16 protein-coding genes are annotated in these 15,175 nt (G+C 62.0%); 11 read left to right on the plus strand and 5 right to left on the minus strand.

Annotated elements, in window-relative coordinates:
- Positions 1 to 61 precede the first annotated feature (61 nt).
- The 10 genes from QRN41_RS06795 to QRN41_RS06840 all read left to right on the plus strand — a co-directional run bounded on the left by QRN41_RS06795 (position 62) and on the right by QRN41_RS06840 (position 9,126).
- Positions 62 to 973: a methyl-accepting chemotaxis protein gene (locus tag QRN41_RS06795; protein WP_373873673.1), complete on the plus strand. Its 912-nt coding sequence runs from the start codon at positions 62 to 64 to the stop codon at positions 971 to 973.
- Between the two features lie 9 nt (positions 974 to 982).
- On the plus strand, positions 983 to 1,351 hold the full coding sequence (locus tag QRN41_RS06800; RefSeq protein ID WP_034097651.1) for a response regulator: 369 nt from the start codon (positions 983 to 985) through the stop codon (positions 1,349 to 1,351).
- A 15-nt stretch (positions 1,352 to 1,366) separates the two neighbouring features.
- The gene (locus tag QRN41_RS06805; protein ID WP_034097649.1) at positions 1,367 to 1,654 is read left to right on the plus strand and encodes an STAS domain-containing protein; all 288 of its coding nucleotides are present in this window, start codon (positions 1,367 to 1,369) and stop codon (positions 1,652 to 1,654) included.
- A gap of 38 nt (positions 1,655 to 1,692) precedes the next feature.
- On the plus strand, positions 1,693 to 3,732 hold the full coding sequence (locus QRN41_RS06810) for a chemotaxis protein CheA (RefSeq protein ID WP_040268195.1): 2,040 nt from the start codon (positions 1,693 to 1,695) through the stop codon (positions 3,730 to 3,732).
- 29 nt (positions 3,733 to 3,761) lie between these two features.
- Positions 3,762 to 5,417 carry a methyl-accepting chemotaxis protein gene (locus tag QRN41_RS06815; RefSeq protein ID WP_167418026.1) on the plus strand — a complete coding sequence of 552 codons (1,656 nt, stop codon included), beginning with the start codon at positions 3,762 to 3,764 and terminating at the stop codon, positions 5,415 to 5,417.
- Between the two features lie 37 nt (positions 5,418 to 5,454).
- Complete coding sequence (locus QRN41_RS06820; protein WP_285421376.1) at positions 5,455 to 5,994, plus strand: chemotaxis protein CheW; 540 nt, start codon at positions 5,455 to 5,457, stop codon at positions 5,992 to 5,994.
- Between the two features lie 9 nt (positions 5,995 to 6,003).
- The gene (locus tag QRN41_RS06825) at positions 6,004 to 6,813 is read left to right on the plus strand and encodes a CheR family methyltransferase (RefSeq protein ID WP_034138319.1); all 810 of its coding nucleotides are present in this window, start codon (positions 6,004 to 6,006) and stop codon (positions 6,811 to 6,813) included.
- On the plus strand, positions 6,810 to 7,343 hold the full coding sequence (gene cheD, locus QRN41_RS06830) for a chemoreceptor glutamine deamidase CheD (protein ID WP_034138320.1): 534 nt from the start codon (positions 6,810 to 6,812) through the stop codon (positions 7,341 to 7,343). Before QRN41_RS06825 ends, cheD begins: the two co-directional genes overlap by 4 nt.
- A complete protein-coding gene (locus tag QRN41_RS06835) occupies positions 7,306 to 8,388 on the plus strand; it encodes a protein-glutamate methylesterase/protein-glutamine glutaminase (RefSeq protein WP_034138321.1) in 1,083 nt (360 codons plus the stop codon). Before cheD ends, QRN41_RS06835 begins: the two co-directional genes overlap by 38 nt.
- Before the next feature lie 219 nt (positions 8,389 to 8,607).
- Positions 8,608 to 9,126: an isochorismatase family protein gene (locus QRN41_RS06840; RefSeq protein WP_123479902.1), complete on the plus strand. Its 519-nt coding sequence runs from the start codon at positions 8,608 to 8,610 to the stop codon at positions 9,124 to 9,126.
- A gap of 53 nt (positions 9,127 to 9,179) precedes the next feature.
- On the opposite strand, the gene QRN41_RS06845 is transcribed toward QRN41_RS06840, so the two are convergent.
- The 3 genes from QRN41_RS06845 to gabP form a co-directional block, all read right to left on the minus strand.
- Positions 9,180 to 9,377 carry a hypothetical protein gene (locus QRN41_RS06845; RefSeq protein ID WP_285421377.1) on the minus strand — a complete coding sequence of 66 codons (198 nt, stop codon included), beginning with the start codon at positions 9,375 to 9,377 and terminating at the stop codon, positions 9,180 to 9,182.
- A 108-nt stretch (positions 9,378 to 9,485) separates the two neighbouring features.
- Entirely contained in the window at positions 9,486 to 10,568 is a 1,083-nt protein-coding gene (gene gbdR, locus QRN41_RS06850; RefSeq protein ID WP_094066574.1) for a choline metabolism transcriptional regulator GbdR, read from the minus strand.
- Complete coding sequence (gene gabP, locus QRN41_RS06855) at positions 10,565 to 11,974, minus strand: GABA permease (RefSeq protein WP_047882417.1); 1,410 nt, start codon at positions 11,972 to 11,974, stop codon at positions 10,565 to 10,567. The genes gbdR and gabP overlap by 4 nt, the downstream gene beginning before the upstream one ends.
- Positions 11,975 to 12,258: 284 nt before the next feature.
- Here gabP and QRN41_RS06860 point away from each other — a divergent pair, with 284 nt between their 5' ends.
- Positions 12,259 to 13,968, plus strand: a complete 1,710-nt coding sequence (locus QRN41_RS06860) for an amidase (RefSeq protein ID WP_285421378.1) — start codon at positions 12,259 to 12,261, stop codon at positions 13,966 to 13,968.
- 29 nt (positions 13,969 to 13,997) lie between these two features.
- Here the strand turns inward: QRN41_RS06860 and QRN41_RS06865 are convergent, their stop codons facing one another.
- Positions 13,998 to 14,735: a CPBP family intramembrane glutamic endopeptidase gene (locus QRN41_RS06865; RefSeq protein ID WP_285421379.1), complete on the minus strand. Its 738-nt coding sequence runs from the start codon at positions 14,733 to 14,735 to the stop codon at positions 13,998 to 14,000.
- Entirely contained in the window at positions 14,732 to 14,965 is a 234-nt protein-coding gene (locus tag QRN41_RS06870; protein ID WP_285421380.1) for a DUF6434 domain-containing protein, read from the minus strand. The genes QRN41_RS06865 and QRN41_RS06870 overlap by 4 nt, the downstream gene beginning before the upstream one ends.
- Positions 14,966 to 15,175 lie beyond the last annotated feature (210 nt).

Below are 15,175 nucleotides of genomic sequence, written 5' to 3' on the forward strand. Positions count from 1 at the left end.
CGACGCAGCGCACAACAGCCAGGCGGCGCGGGCGCAACTCGATGAGGTGTTGCTGGGCGCCATGCCGATCTGGGCCAAGCAGGTGGAAAGTTCACGCCAGCAGACCGAGGAAGCCATTGTCAGCCTGGCGAATCGTTTCACTGGGATCGCCGCACGCTTGCAGGAAACCGTCCAGGCTTCACAGCACGCAGCCGGTGAACTGGATGGGCAAGCCGCCGACGGCGCGCTCAAGGTGCTGGCGCGCAGTGACAGCGAATTGAGCCAGGTGATCGACTCACTTAAGGCCACCCAATCCAGCCGCGACCAAACCCTGGCGCAAGTACGCGGCCTTACCGCCTACACCGGCGAATTACGCACCATGGCCGCCGACGTCGCCGCGATTGCCGCGCAGACCAACCTGCTTGCCCTGAACGCCGCAATCGAAGCGGCCCGTGCCGGTGAAGCCGGGCGCGGTTTTGCGGTGGTGGCCGATGCGGTGCGCAGCCTGTCGAGCAAGTCCAGCGAGACCGGCCAGCAAATGTCGGCCAAGGTCGACATTATCAACAACGCCATTACCCAACTGGTGCAGGCCGCCTCCACCAGCGCCGATCAGGACAGCCACTCCGTCGGCGCGTCCGAGCAAAGCATCCAACTGGTGCTTGAGCGCTTCCAGAACATCACCGGGCGCCTGGCCGAGTCCGCTGACCTGCTCAAGCAGGAAAGCTACGGCATCCGCGACGAAATGACGGACGTGCTGGTCAACCTGCAGTTCCAGGACCGGGTCAGCCAGATTCTCAGCCATGTGCGCGACAACATGAACGCCTTGCACGATCACTTGCGTCAGGCCAGGCAAGCGCCGGACCAGGCCGTGAGCATCGACGCCCGACAATGGCTGGCCAGTATGGAGGCCACCTACGCCACCGACGAGCAGCGGCGCACGCACCATGGCAACGACGCCGCGCAGCAGAATTCCCAAGACATCACTTTCTTTTAGGAGCCCATCATGGCGAAAAGTGTATTAGTGGTCGACGACTCCAGCAGCGTGCGGCAAGTGGTCGGTATTGCCTTGAAAAGCGCCGGTTACGACGTGATCGAGGCCAGCGATGGCAAGGACGCCCTGGGCAAACTCAACGGGCAGAAAGTGCACCTGATCATCAGTGACGTGAATATGCCCAATATGGACGGCATCACCTTCGTCAAAGAGGTGAAGAAGCTGGCCAACTACAAGTTCACGCCGATCATCATGCTGACCACCGAGTCCCAGGAATCGAAAAAGGCCGAAGGCCAGGCCGCGGGCGCCAAGGCGTGGGTGGTCAAGCCGTTCCAGCCGGCGCAGATGCTGGCGGCGGTGTCCAAGCTGATTCTGCCGTGATCCGGGGAGGCTGGCATGTCCATCACCCACGAAACCACTGACGACACGGCCCGCGTGGGCATTGAAGGCGAGCTGACGATCTACACCGTCGCCGAGCTGGCCGCCGCGCTGCTGCCGCAGGTTGGCGCCGCGGCCCGCCTTGAGCTAGACCTGTCACAGGTCACTGAGATGGATGGCGCCGGCCTGCAACTGCTCGCGGTGATCGAGCGCGAAGCCGGCATCAACGGCACGGCCCTGAGCCTGACTGGCCAGAGCCAGGCCGTCACGCAAACACTGCAACTCTGTCGCGGCGCCGCGTTGTAGGCGGCGCCACCGTTCATTGATCGACAAGGAAAGTCCAGGTGAGCATCAATCTCGATCAGGCACAGCAGACCTTCATCGTGGAGGCCCGCGAACTGTTGCAGGCCATGGAGCAATCCCTGCTGCAACTGGAGAACGAACCCGACGATCAAGACGCCATCGGTGCGATATTCCGCGCCGCGCATACCATCAAAGGCTCCGCCGGGCTGTTCGGCCTGGCGCCGATCGTGGGGTTCACGCATATCGTCGAAGATGTGCTGGACCGCCTGCGCGACGGCGATATCGCGGTGGATGCCGACTTGATCGCCCTGCTGCTCAAGTGCGGCGACCATATGCTCGAACTGATCGACGTGGTTGCCAGTCGTGGTGAAGCCCTTACACCCGCCGCATTGCAGCGCGGTGAGGCTTTGCGCGAGGCGCTGGGTGTCTACCACCCGCTTCACGCCACAACCGCCGACGCCGTCACCGCTAAGGCGGCCGACGGCGAGTCAGCCGAAGTGCTGTGGCATATTTCTCTGCGCTTCGGCGCGGACGTGTACCGCAATGGCATGGACCCGCTGTCGTTCCTGCGCTACCTCCAAACCCTGGGGCAAATGGTGCAGGTCGACACCCTCACCGACAGCATCCCGGCGCTGGAAAACTTTGACCCGGAAAGCTGCTACCTGGGCTTCGAGATCGACCTGCGCTCCACTGCCAGCCACGCCACCCTCAACGAAGTGTTCGACTTTGTGCGCGACGAGTGTGAGGTGCAGATCACGGCCGTCGATGAGGCGCCCATCAACCTGGCGAGCACCGGCACCGAGCTGGTTACCCAGGCCGAACCCACTCACCGGAGCACCGCGCCCCAGCGCGTGGCGACGGCCAGCGAGGCCAAACCCCGAGATGGCAACTATGTGCGGGTCAACGCCGACAAGCTCGATGAGTTGATCAACCTGGTCGGTGAGTTAGTGATCGCCAGCGCCGGCGCGAGCCTGTTGGCGCGCTCCTGCAACCACGACCCACTGCATGAAGCCACGTCGACGGTGTCGGGGCTGGTGGAAGAAATCCTCGATGGCGCCCTGCATCTGCGCATGATCCCCATCGGCGACACCTTCAACCGCTTCCGCCGCGTGGTGCGCGACGTCAGCCAGGAGTTGGGCAAGGACATCGACCTGCTGATCAGCGGTGCGGAAACCGAGCTGGACAAGACCGTGGTGGAGAAGATCGGCGATCCGCTGATGCACCTGCTGCGCAACGCCATGGACCACGGTATCGAAAGTGCCGAGGCGCGGCGTGCGGCGGGCAAGTCGAGCAAGGGCCATCTGAGCCTCAATGCCTATCACGACTCCGGCAGCATCGTCATCGAAATCGCCGACGACGGCGCCGGGCTCAACCGCGAACGCATTCTGGAAAAAGCCCAGGAACGCGGGTTGGTGGCCAGCGGTGCGGTGCTGTCCGATCAGGAAATTTACAACCTGATTTTCGAAGCGGGCTTCTCCACGGCCGAGGCGGTGACCAACCTGTCCGGGCGCGGCGTTGGCATGGACGTGGTCAAGCGCAACATCACCCTGCTGCGCGGCACCGTCGATCTGGACAGCCGCCCCGGCCAGGGCACGGTGGTGCGTATTCGGCTGCCGCTGACCCTGGCAATCATCAATGGCTTCCTGGTCGGCATCGACCAAGCCACTTATGTGATTCCCCTGGACATGGTGCAGGAATGCATCGAACTGGACGAACCACAGCGCGACTCCAGCCGCGAACAAGGCTATCTGGACCTGCGCGGCGAGGTGCTGCCATTGGTACACCTGCGCGACCACTTCAACCATGAAGGCCCCGCCGCCCGGCGCCAGAACGTGGTGGTGGTGCGTTATGCCGAGCACAAGGCCGGGCTGGTGGTGGACGACCTGCTCGGTGAGTTCCAGACCGTGATCAAACCCTTGGGCAAGCTGTTTGGCGCACTGCGCGGCATCAGCGGCTCGACCATTCTGGGCAGCGGGGCCGTGGCCCTGATCCTGGATGTGCCGGCCCTGCTCAACCAACTCGTACAAATGGAAGCTCGCACAGCCCAGGCGCCACAGTCGCCACTGGTCGTCGCTCGCTGACGTATTTGCAATTCCATGGAGGTTCCGCGATGAAATGGTTTTACGATCTAAAAATTTCCACCAAGCTGATCAGCTCGTTCCTGGTGGTCCTGGCGCTCACAGCGGCCATGGGTGCCTTCGCTATCCTCCAATTAGGGGGGGTCAACCAGGCCGCCCAGGACATCCGCGGCAATTGGATGCCGTCAATGCGCGCGGCGGCCGGTATGCGCTTCTTCGCGGCCAACTACCGCTTGAAAGAGAACCGTCATGTCGCCACCGAGGTCGCCGAGGAAAAGGCCCTGGCCGAACGCGAAGCCGCCGAGGCGCGCCAGCAGTTCGACACACGCATGGGCACCTATGAACAGCTGCTATCGAATGACGAAGATCGGCAGTTGCTGGACAGCGTGAAAACCGGATGGGCTGCGTACCTGGCCACCAGTAAACAGTTGCTTGAGCTGTCCAGGGAGAACCAGGAAACCCAAGCGCGCGGGCTGCTCAGGGGCGAATCCAAGACGCACTTCGATGAAGTGACCGCGCGCCTGCAAAAAATGGTCGAGCTCAATGATGCTGGCGCCACTGCTGCCGGTGACAAGGGTTCTGCGTTGTATGAAAGCTCGCGTCTGTCGATCATCGCGGCCTTGGTCGCCGCCCTGTTGATCGGCTTGGGCCTGGCGCTGTTTATCGCGCGAATTATTTCCCGTCCGTTGAGGCTGGCTGCCAACGCCGCCGAGCAATTGGCCGAAGGCAACCTCAGTGCACAGATCGAACCGGGCGCCAAAGATGAAACCGGTATGGTGCTCAATGCCATGCGCAATATGGTCGGCAAACTGGCGCATATCATCGGCGAAGTTCGCAATGCCGCCGACAATCTGGCCAGCGCTTCCGAGCAAGTCAGCGCCACGGCGCAATCGATGAGCCAGGCCACCAGCGAACAAGCGGCCAGCGTCGAGGAAACCAGTGCCTCTATCGAACAGATGAGCGCCAGCATCAACCAGAACACTGAGAACGCCAAAGTCACCGACGGCATGGCCAGCAAGGCCGCCAAGGAGGCCACCGACGGCGGTGAGTCAGTGCAGCAGACCGTGGTGGCGATGAAGAAAATCGCGCAGCGCATCAGCATCATCGATGACATTGCCTACCAGACCAATTTGCTCGCCCTCAATGCCGCCATCGAGGCCGCACGGGCCGGCGAGCACGGCAAAGGTTTCGCCGTGGTCGCCGCCGAGGTGCGCAAGCTGGCCGAACGCAGCCAGGTTGCCGCTCAGGAAATCGGCGAACTGTCTTCCAGCAGCGTCGACATGGCCGAGAAAGCCGGCAAGTTGCTTGATGAGATGGTGCCGTCGATCAACAAAACGTCCGACCTGGTGCAGGAAATCAGCGCGGCGTCCGAAGAGCAGGCCGCCGGTGTGGCGCAGATCAACACGGCGATGACCCAGCTTAACCAGGTCACCCAGCAGAACGCCTCCAGCAGCGAAGAACTGGCCGCCACCGCCGAAGAGATGAGCAGCCAGGCCGAACAATTGCAGCAGGCCATGAGTTTCTTCGTGCTCGACACGACGTCCAGGGCCGCCACCCAAAGCAGTGTCGACAGCGCCGGCAGCAAGCCGACTCGCCAGCCGCCGCGCCCCGCGCAACCGCCAGCGCGCAAGGCCTTTGCCTACAACATGGCCAGTGCCCCGGACGAATCGGAATTCACCCGTTTCTGATCGTACGCATCAATCCGGGCTCACAGGGAGTAATGAGATGGGCGCAGTGATGACTACCCGCCAGGCCGCCGTCGCGGTCGACGGGGATGCGCAATACCTGACCTTTATGCTCGGCGGCGAGATGTTCGCCATCGGCATTCTGGGAATCAAGGAAATAATCGAATACGGCAGCCTGACCGTGGTGCCGATGATGCCCGCGTTTGTGCGCGGGGTGATCAACCTGCGCGGTGCGGTGGTGCCGGTGGTGGACCTGTCGGCGCGTTTTGGCCGGGCCAATTCGCAGATCACCCGCCGTTCATGCGTGATCATTATCGAAGCCAGCACCGAGGACGGCCTGCCCCAGGATATCGGGTTGCTGGTGGACACCGTATCCGCCGTGCAGGAAATCCCGGCCGCCCAGATCGAGCCGCCGCCCAGCTTCGGCGCGCGGATTCGTGCAGACTTCATCAGCGGCATGGCCAAGGTCGAGGGCAAGTTTGTGATTGTGCTGGAGGTGGACAAAGTGCTGTCCATCGATGAGATGTCCAGCCTTGCCGAAGCCGGCCAGGCGCCGGCCCTCGACTTCGACCCGCGGTGAGGTGCGATCATGCCTGATACCACCCCGCTGGATGACCGCGAGTTCGGCCAGTTTCAGTCCTGGCTGCATCGCGCGGCGGGCATCAACCTGTCACCGGCCAAAAAGGCCCTGGTGGCCGGTCGGCTGTTCAAGCGGCTCAAGCACTATGAACTCAAGAGCTACGGCGAGTATTTCAAGCTGATCATGAGCGATCAGCGCAAAGGCGAGCTGCAAGTGGCGCTGGACCTGCTGACCACCAACGAGACCTACTTTTTCCGCGAGCCCAAGCACTTTGATTTCCTGCGCCAGCAGGTGCTGCCCAACGCCGCGCCCGGCAAGGTGTTCCGCGTGTGGAGCGCGGCCAGTTCCTCGGGCGAAGAACCCTACAGCCTGGCCATGACCCTGGCCGAAGGCCTGGGCACCACGCCTTGGGAAGTGCTCGGCTCCGATATCAGCACCCAAGTGCTGGCCAAGGCGCGCAACGGCCACTACCCCATGGAGCGCGCCGCCAACCTGCCCCAGCCATTGCTGGTCAAGTACTGCCTCAAGGGCATCGGCCGCCAGGACGGAACGTTCCTGATCGACAAGCCACTGCGCAACCGCGTCAGTTTCGTCCAGGTCAACCTTAATGAACCCCTGCCCGGCCTGGGCGAGTTCGACGTGATCTTCTTGCGTAACGTGATGATCTATTTCGACCAGCCGACCAAGACCCAGGTGGTGGCGCGACTGTTACCGCAGCTTAAATCCGGCGGTTATTTCATCATCAGCCACTCTGAAAGCCTCAACGGCGTGAATGACACGTTGAAGCTGGTGGCGCCGTCGATTTACCGCAAGCCATGAAAAAGCCAGCCAATGCCGCCGAGGTGGTGCTCGCCCCTGGCCAAGTCAGCTTTGCCACCTGCCCGACGCGTTTGCGTACCTTGCTCGGCTCCTGTGTGGCGTTCACTTTCTGGCACCCCCAACGGCGCATCGGTGGCATGTGCCATTTCATGCTGCCGGCGCGCAACCGCACGGGCCAGCCACTGGATGGCAAGTACGCTGACGAAGCCCTCGAACTGTTACTGCGCCACGCCCGCGCCAACGGTACACGGCCGCAGGATTACCAAGTCAAAGTGTTCGGCGGCGGCGAGATGTTCCCTGAGCAACCGCGCCAGCGACCGGCCCACAACGTGGCCAACCTGAATATCCGCGCCGCACTGGCCCTCGCCGAACGCCACCACCTGCACCTGGCGGCCCAGGACATGGGTAGTACCGGCTATCGCACGATTATGTTCGACCTCTGGAACGGCAACGTCTGGGTCCGGCACCAACCAATGGGAATACTCGAAAAAGATGCCTACCAAAAAAATCAGCGTGCTGCTGGTCGATGACTCGGCCGTGGTACGCCAGGTGCTACTGGCGATTTTCAACGACACACCGGATATCCATGTCATGGGTGCGGCTTCCGACCCGATCTTCGCCATGGACAAGCTCGCGCGGGAATGGCCGGATGTGATCGTGCTGGACGTGGAGATGCCGCGTATGGACGGCATCACTTTTTTGCGCAAGATCATGAGCGAGCGCCCCACGCCAGTGGTGATCTGTTCGTCGCTGACTCAGAAAGGCGCGGAAACCTCCCTGCAGGCGTTGTCGGCCGGCGCCGTGGAGATCATCACCAAGCCCACCACCGGGCTGAAAAACTTCCTGATCGAGTCCGGCCCCGAGCTGGTGGCGGCGATTCGTGCGGCGGCCAATTCCAACGTCAAGAACCTGGGCAAGCGCATCGCCAAGCCCACACCAGCCCCCGTTCCTGCCAGCAAACTCACGGCGGATGCGATCCTGCCCGCCGCCAATGGCCAGGCCATGGCCCAGACCACCGAACGCATCGTCGCCATCGGCACCTCCACTGGCGGCACCCAAGCATTAGAAGCGGTGCTCACGGCGCTGCCGAGGGTGTGCCCGGGCATAGTGATCGTGCAGCACATGCCGGAAAAATTCACCGCGTCCTTTGCCGAGCGCCTCAACGGCCTGTGCCAGATCGAGGTGCGTGAAGCGCGCAATAACGACCGTATCCTGCCCGGCCTGGCCTTGATTGCCCCCGGCGGCAAACACCTGATGGTCACCCGCAGCGGTGCCTTCTATCACGCCCAGGTGATTGACGGGCCGCTGGTCAATCGCCATCGGCCGTCGGTGGATGTGCTGTTTCGCTCAGTGGCCAAATTTGCCGGCAAGAACGCCACCGGCATCATCATGACCGGCATGGGCGACGACGGCGCTCGCGGCCTCAAGGAAATGCTCGACGCCGGCGCCGCCACCGTAGCCCAGGACGAAGCCAGCTGCGTGGTGTTCGGCATGCCCAAGGAAGCCATCAAACTCAACGCCGCCCAACGCGTCATGCCGTTGCAGGAGATTCATCAGGCGATTTTGCATAAGTGACGTCCAGCGGCTGCGCTCTTGTCAGCGGGCGGCCGTGTTGCTAGTGTCGATTCATGACAAATTATTGCCTCACCTCGACCACCCTCACCACGACCGCTCAAAGCGGTGCGTGCGAGGTGTCGTGAGCCCATAGCCAACGAACTTCAAAGGCCCGCCAGCAATGGACAGGGCCTTTTTTTGTGCCTTGTGTTGCTGGCGCAAACGCAAGGAGATGCACCCATGTATGCACTGTTGGTACTCGATATCCAAGTCGGCCTGGTTCATGGCCCGGAAACACCCTGGCGTTGCGACGCGATGCTCGACACCGTCAATGGCCTGATGGATCAGGCCCGTCGCGCCGGGGCTGGAATTTTCCTCGCGCGCCACGTCGGGCCCGCAGGGTCGCCGATGGCGCCGGACAGCCCGCTGACGAGGCTGGCGCCGCAGCTGAAGCTTTCAGGCAATGAAGTGGTGTTTGAAAAGCAGCGGCCTAATGCTTTTGCCCAGACCGACCTAGCGAACAGCTTACGGTCTGTCGGGGCGACGGGCGTGGTGATCGCGGGTATGAAAACCCAATACTGCGTCGACAGCACCTGCCGTGCCGCCCGTGATCTTGGCTTCGATGCAGTGCTGATCGGCGATGGGCACACCTGCTCGGACACCGCAGCGCTGCAGGCCAAGGATATCGTGGCCCATCACAACGCAACGTTGCACGGGCCGTTCTGCCAGGTGATAAAAGCTGAGGACTGGTGCTTCTAGCCAGCGATGGCCAATGCGGGGAGCAAGCGCGTGCCCTCCCCGCAAACAGCACGTCAGTTGTCCGGATGCTCACTGGCGACCGAATCCGCCGCATCTACATCCGACATATCCTCTTCCAGCGGCGCTTCGTCATCGGGTGGCAATGGCAACGCGTCGTCGCCTTTGCGCGGATTATGCCCGGTCTCGTTGTCGGTGCCCCGCGTGACAGCCTGCTGTGAAAGGTTGCCCGGTGCGTTCTCATCGATATCCATGTTGGCTCTCCGTGGTGACTGAGCACGGAATACCCGCGCCTGATCATAAGAGCCAGTGGCTGACCCACGAGTGCCGAGTACTGGACGAACGGTGACCACCAAAGTCGGTCAGCCCAGGGAGGATTTGAGTCGTCGGAAACTGCCAAACGTTGCCTCGGAGCGTGCTTGCTCCAGCACACTCATGGGCATCGGCTTGCGCACGACGTTGATCACCGGCTTTTGCACCACTGTACGCTCATGCGTCGCCAGCCGCTCATCGCTGGGCGGCACACCGAAGTACTCCCGATAACATTTGGAAAAGTGCGGCGTCGATACAAAACCACAGAGCACCGCCAATTCGACGATAGAGATGGGCGTCTGCTTAAGCAACTGCCGCGCGCGGATCAACCGCAGCCGCAGGTAATAGCGCGACGGCGAGCAGTGCAAGTACTTCTGAAACATCCGTTCAAGCTGCCGTCGAGAGAGCTGGACATACTCCGCCAGGTGGTCCAGGTCGATGGGCTCCTCAAGGTTCGCCTCCATCAGCGTCACGATTTCCTGCAGCTTGGGCTGCTGAGTGCCCAGCATGTGCTTGAGCGGTATGCGCTGGTGGTCTTGCTCACTGCGCATGCGTTCATAGACGAACATGTCTGAAATGGCTGCTGACAGTTCATGCCCGTGATCCAGGCCGATCAAGTGCAGCATCATATCCATCGGCGCCGTGCCCCCTGAACTGGTGAGGCGGCCGCGGTCGAGGGTGAACAGGCTTGGGCTGACAGTCACTCGCGCAAACGCTTCTTGCATCGCGGCCAGCCACTCCCAGTGAACGCTGCACTCAAAGCCATCCAACAGCCCTGCCCTGGCCAATACCCAACTGCCGGTGCAGATGCCGCCCAAGCGTTTGGAGTAACGCGCCTGAGCGCGCAGCCACTTGACCAGCTCGGGGGTCACCGTGTTTTGAATGCCCGTCCCGCCGCACACGAAAATAATGTCGGCCGACGGGGCGGCATCCACCGAGCTGTCCGGCGTGATGGGCACGCCGTCGCTGGCCCAGATGGGCGTGCCGTCGAAACTGGCGGTGTACCAACGATAGAGCTCCTGCCCCGACAATTGGTTGGCCATGCGCAGCGGCTCCACCGCCGACGCCAATGAGATCAGCGTGAACCGGTCCAACAATACAAACAGGATGCTGGTCACAGGTCGTGCATTCATGGCGGCGAAACCATCGAAAGTGGGCTCTGCGCGCGCACGGGTTGGCGCGCAGTGATAACCCCCACCAGTGAAATCAGCAACGCCAACCCAATCGTCGAAGACACCTCAAGACGATGCTCTGGCGTCACCAGCATTACCCCCAGCGCGGCGCAAATAAAGGCGATGACCAACCAGGTCAGCCAGGGGAACAACCACATCTTGAACGTCAGCGTGATATTGCGGCGCTGCATGAGCTTGCGCATACGCAGTTGCGAAATGGCGATCACCAGGTACACCAACAACGCGATCGCCCCGGAACTGGCCAGCAGGAACTGGAAAAGCCCGGCGGGCATGAAGTAGCTGAGCAACGTCACGCCAGCGCCCAGCACGGTACTGGCGATCACCGCGGCCCTAGGCACGCTGGCTGCCGACGTCTTTTTCATCAACGTGGGCGCATCGCCGCGTTTGCCCAGGGAATACAACATGCGCGAGGCAATGTAGATAGAGGAGTTCATGCAACTGGCCACGGCAATCAGCACGACACCGTCGACCAGCAACTTGGCATGGGGAATATTCATCAACTCCAGTGCCCGTTGATAGGAACCGACGGACGCCAGCAAAGGGTCATTCCAAGGCACCACGGAAATCACCACGAAGATCGACAGCACATAGAACACGCCGATACGCCACATCACCGAACGTGTGGCGCGGGCGATATTCTGCGCGGGGTTGCTGGACTCCGCTGCGGCGATGGTGACCGCCTCCGTTCCGATAAAGCTGAACATGATGGTAATGAACGCGCCCACGACGGCGGACATACCGTTCGGGGCAAAACCGCCATGCTCCTCCATCAGTCGACTCAAGCCACTGGCCTCCCGCTCGGGAATCCAGCCCATCAGCACGGCGCCACCCAGGCCGATAAAGCCGATGATCGCCACGACCTTGGCCATGGCAAACCAGAACTCGAATTCTCCGTACTTGGAGACACTGAACAAATTGGTGACCACCAACAAAAAGATCGACAACAAGGCAAACAGCCAAGCGTCGATCTGGGGAAACCACTGGTTCAAGATATGCCCGGCGGCCAGGGCTTCGATCGGAATCACCAGCACCCAGAACCACCAGTACAGCCAGCCAATCGTAAACCCGGCCCAGCGTCCGATGGCCTGGTCGGCATAGGTCGAAAAGGAGCCGGTATCCGGGTTGGCCACCGCCATCTCGCCCAGCATGCGCATGACCAGCACCACCAGCAGCCCGGAAAAAAAATACGCCAGCATGACTGCGGGGCCCGCCGCCGCAATCGCATGCCCGGACCCGACAAACAACCCAGCACCGATAATGCCGGCGATGGAGAGCATGGTGACATGACGCGGCTTGAAGCCCTGCGCCAGTTGGCCGTTCGAATCCTTGGAACTCAGGCTATTCATCGTTCTTTTTATTCTCTGTGATCGACGTTCAGACGTGCTGACCGGAGGGTCAGGCGATCATCATTTCTCAATGACGGGTCACAGTACGCGGCATGTCGCCGGTCAAAATAGCCTCATTGCGTCATCCAGACGTCTGATATCGACATTTGCTGCCGTCCGGGCAGTCGCTGGAAAGTGCCGGCCGGCACCGAACTGCCGCCACCTATGCCGCCTCCGCGCTGGTTTTGTGAAATATCTGTCCGTAGACTGCCGCCATACCTCCCCTCTGAAGGCGGCGAAAAAACGTGATGCAAGTGACTGAAGTTTCCATTGCCCAACTGCGCGCGGCGCTCGAATCCGGCCAGACCACTGCCGTTGAACTGGTCAAGGCTTACCTGGCGCGGATCGATGCCTATGACGGCCCCCAAACGAGTACCGCGCTTAACGCTGTGGTGGTGCGCAATCCCCAGGCTCTGGAAGAGGCTCAGGCGTCCGATGCGCGCCGGGCCAAGGGCGAAACCCTCGGGCCGCTGGATGGCATTCCTTATACGGCCAAGGACAGTTACCTGGTCAAAGGCCTGACAGCGGCCTCCGGCAGCCCGGCGTTCGCCAAACTGGTGGCCCATCGCGACGCCTTCACCATCGAACGCCTGCGCGCCGGGGGGGCGATCTGCCTGGGCAAGACCAATATGCCGCCAATGGCCAATGGCGGCATGCAGCGCGGTGTGTACGGCCGCGCTGAAAGCCCCTACAACGCTGACTACCTCACCGCGCCGTTCGCCTCCGGTTCGTCCAATGGCGCCGGCACCGCGACAGCAGCCAGCTTCGCCGCGTTCGGCCTGGCTGAAGAAACCTGGTCGAGCGGCCGCGGCCCGGCCTCCAACAATGGCCTGTGCGCGTACACGCCGTCCCGTGGAGTGATTTCGGTGCGCGGCAATTGGCCGTTGACCCCAACTATGGATGTGGTGGTGCCGTTTGCGCGCACCATGGCTGACCTGCTGGAAGTGCTTGATGTGGTGGTCGCCGAAGACCCCGATACCCGTGGCGACCTGTGGCGCCTGCAATCCTGGGTGCCGATCCCCAGCGTCGCCTCGGTGCGCCCGGCGTCCTACGCACAATTGGCCGCCAGCCCGTCGGACCTGGCCGGCAAGCGCTTTGGCGTGCCGCGCATGTACATCAATGCCGACCCGGACGCCGGCACCAGCGAAAAACCCGGCATCGGTGGCCCGACCGGGCAGAAGATCCACACCCGTGCCAGCGTGATCGACCTGTGGCAGGCCGCGCGCCAAGCCTTGGAAGCCGCCGGCGCGGAAGTGGTCGAGGTGGATTTCCCGCTGGTCTCCAACTGCGAAGGCGATCGTCCGGGCGCACCCACAGTGTTTACCCGTGGCCTGGTGTCCAAGCAGTTCCTGCACGATGAACTGTGGGAGCTTTCCGCCTGGGCCTTTGACGATTTCCTGCGCGCCAATAACGACCCGGCACTCAACCGCCTGGCGGACGTTGATGGCCCGCAGATCTTCCCCCACGACCCCGGCACCTTGCCCAACCGCGAAGACGACCTCGCCGCCGGCATGGACGAGTACGTACGCATGGCCCAGCGCGGCATCACGCCATGGAATGAAATCGCCAGCGTGCCCGACGGCCTGCGCGGCCTGGAACAAACCCGGCGCATCGACTTGGAAGACTGGATGGACAACCTCGGCCTCGACGCGGTGCTGTTCCCCACCGTGGCCGATGTAGGCCCGGCGGACGCGGATGTCAACGAAACCAGCGCCGACATCGCCTGGAGCAACGGCATCTGGGTGGCCAACGGCAACCTCGCCATCCGCCACCTGGGCGTGCCCACCGTCACCGTGCCAATGGGCGTGATGGCGGATATCGGCATGCCGGTGGGGCTGACATTTGCCGGGCGGGCGTACGATGACTCGGCGTTACTGCGCCTCGCCTCGGCCTATGAAGCAACCGGCAGCAAACGCCTGATACCGCCGCGCACCCCGCCACTGAACGCACACTAACGGGTTCGATGCCTCGAACGCATTTCACCTCAGCCCACGTAGGGCACGGCAATCAGCAGGATTGCCGTGCCATGGCAGGCCGTTGCAGGCACTACCCCATAACGCATGCGCACCAGGGCACAGGCCAACCCTTCCACGAGGGTAAACAGCAGCACCGGCCATCCCAGTTGGGTCACGCTAAGGGCCAGGAAACTATGGCACGCGGCAAAGGCCACGCCGCTAATCAAAGCCGCTCGAATCGGCGCGACCTGCTGCTCCAGGTGGCCCTGTAAAAAACCGCGAAACAGCACTTCCTCCAACGCGTTGGCGCAGTAAGCCAACACGATCATGCCCGGCAACCACAGCCAATAGCCTGGGATCTGTTGGGCGTCGATCCCTTGGTAGGTACGCAATGGCACGCCGATCAGACACCCCACCGCCAACCCCATCAACAACCCCGTTAAACGGGTTCCTCTGTACCACACCACCAGTGCCCACAACGGCGGGGCCACGCGCGCAAGGCCTGCGATCAACAGCAACGACAGCCCGCCTAACGTCGCGAGCACGACCGGGTTCGCGCTGAACGCAATCTGCATCTCGCTGCCAAGGGCCCACATGCGCAGCGGCGTCATTGCATCGCGCATCAGCACAAATGCCGCCAGCAGAATCAGAATGCGCATAGCCACCAGCGTTCTGGGGGTGAGCGCGAACCACAGGCCGAATAACAAAAGGCCTGGCGCCAGGTACGCTCCATAGTCCAGCAGGACCACCATCGCCTCGGCGATCATCGGTTCTCCAGCGCCGACCTGTTCACACCGTGCAAACGACCCCACTGATCGGCTAAGTCGCCCAAGGTGCTGGGTTCGCCGCTACGAAGCCACGCCATAAAGGCCCGGTCGAACTTAAACGTCGGCCCACACTGATCACGCATAAAACGCCGAACGTTCTGGGTGCTTTTGTATTGCGCGGTGATGGGGGTGGCGCGGGTGAGAACGTCACGATGCCAGTCAATGTCCATTTTGAATCTCGGCTGAGTGATATTAAGGCGCTAGCATAACGGTGCGCCGTCCGCACAGGAAAGCACCAAGCCCTGAATAGCTTTCGACGCGCACTGTTAGGACGTCACATAAATAAATCCGCTTATACATCTCTCTATTTCTCTGGATAATCCGAATTTTACTTTCCATCCCAAGCTGATTTATTGCATTGTTGTACGACGACTTAATCG

Source organism: Pseudomonas sp. efr-133-TYG-23 (assembly GCF_030209215.1).
Lineage (GTDB): Bacteria > Pseudomonadota > Gammaproteobacteria > Pseudomonadales > Pseudomonadaceae > Aquipseudomonas > Aquipseudomonas rhodesiae.

Bases quoted from the DNA above. Each gene is read 5' to 3' on its own strand.
- QRN41_RS06795 (WP_373873673.1), top strand. From the start codon at position 62: ATGCCGATCTGGGCCAAGCAGGTGGAAAGTTCACGCCAGCAGACCGAG.
- QRN41_RS06800 (WP_034097651.1), top strand. From the start codon at position 983: ATGGCGAAAAGTGTATTAGTGGTCGACGACTCCAGCAGCGTGCGGCAA.
- QRN41_RS06805 (WP_034097649.1), top strand. From the start codon at position 1,367: ATGTCCATCACCCACGAAACCACTGACGACACGGCCCGCGTGGGCATT.
- QRN41_RS06815 (WP_167418026.1), top strand. From the start codon at position 3,762: ATGAAATGGTTTTACGATCTAAAAATTTCCACCAAGCTGATCAGCTCG.
- QRN41_RS06820 (WP_285421376.1), top strand. From the start codon at position 5,455: ATGGGCGCAGTGATGACTACCCGCCAGGCCGCCGTCGCGGTCGACGGG.
- QRN41_RS06825 (WP_034138319.1), top strand. From the start codon at position 6,004: ATGCCTGATACCACCCCGCTGGATGACCGCGAGTTCGGCCAGTTTCAG.
- cheD (WP_034138320.1), top strand. From the start codon at position 6,810: ATGAAAAAGCCAGCCAATGCCGCCGAGGTGGTGCTCGCCCCTGGCCAA.
- QRN41_RS06835 (WP_034138321.1), top strand. From the start codon at position 7,306: ATGCCTACCAAAAAAATCAGCGTGCTGCTGGTCGATGACTCGGCCGTG.
- QRN41_RS06840 (WP_123479902.1), top strand. From the start codon at position 8,608: ATGTATGCACTGTTGGTACTCGATATCCAAGTCGGCCTGGTTCATGGC.
- QRN41_RS06845 (WP_285421377.1), bottom strand. From the start codon at position 9,377: ATGGATATCGATGAGAACGCACCGGGCAACCTTTCACAGCAGGCTGTC.
- gbdR (WP_094066574.1), bottom strand. From the start codon at position 10,568: ATGAATGCACGACCTGTGACCAGCATCCTGTTTGTATTGTTGGACCGG.
- gabP (WP_047882417.1), bottom strand. From the start codon at position 11,974: ATGAATAGCCTGAGTTCCAAGGATTCGAACGGCCAACTGGCGCAGGGC.
- QRN41_RS06865 (WP_285421379.1), bottom strand. From the start codon at position 14,735: ATGATCGCCGAGGCGATGGTGGTCCTGCTGGACTATGGAGCGTACCTG.
- QRN41_RS06870 (WP_285421380.1), bottom strand. From the start codon at position 14,965: ATGGACATTGACTGGCATCGTGACGTTCTCACCCGCGCCACCCCCATC.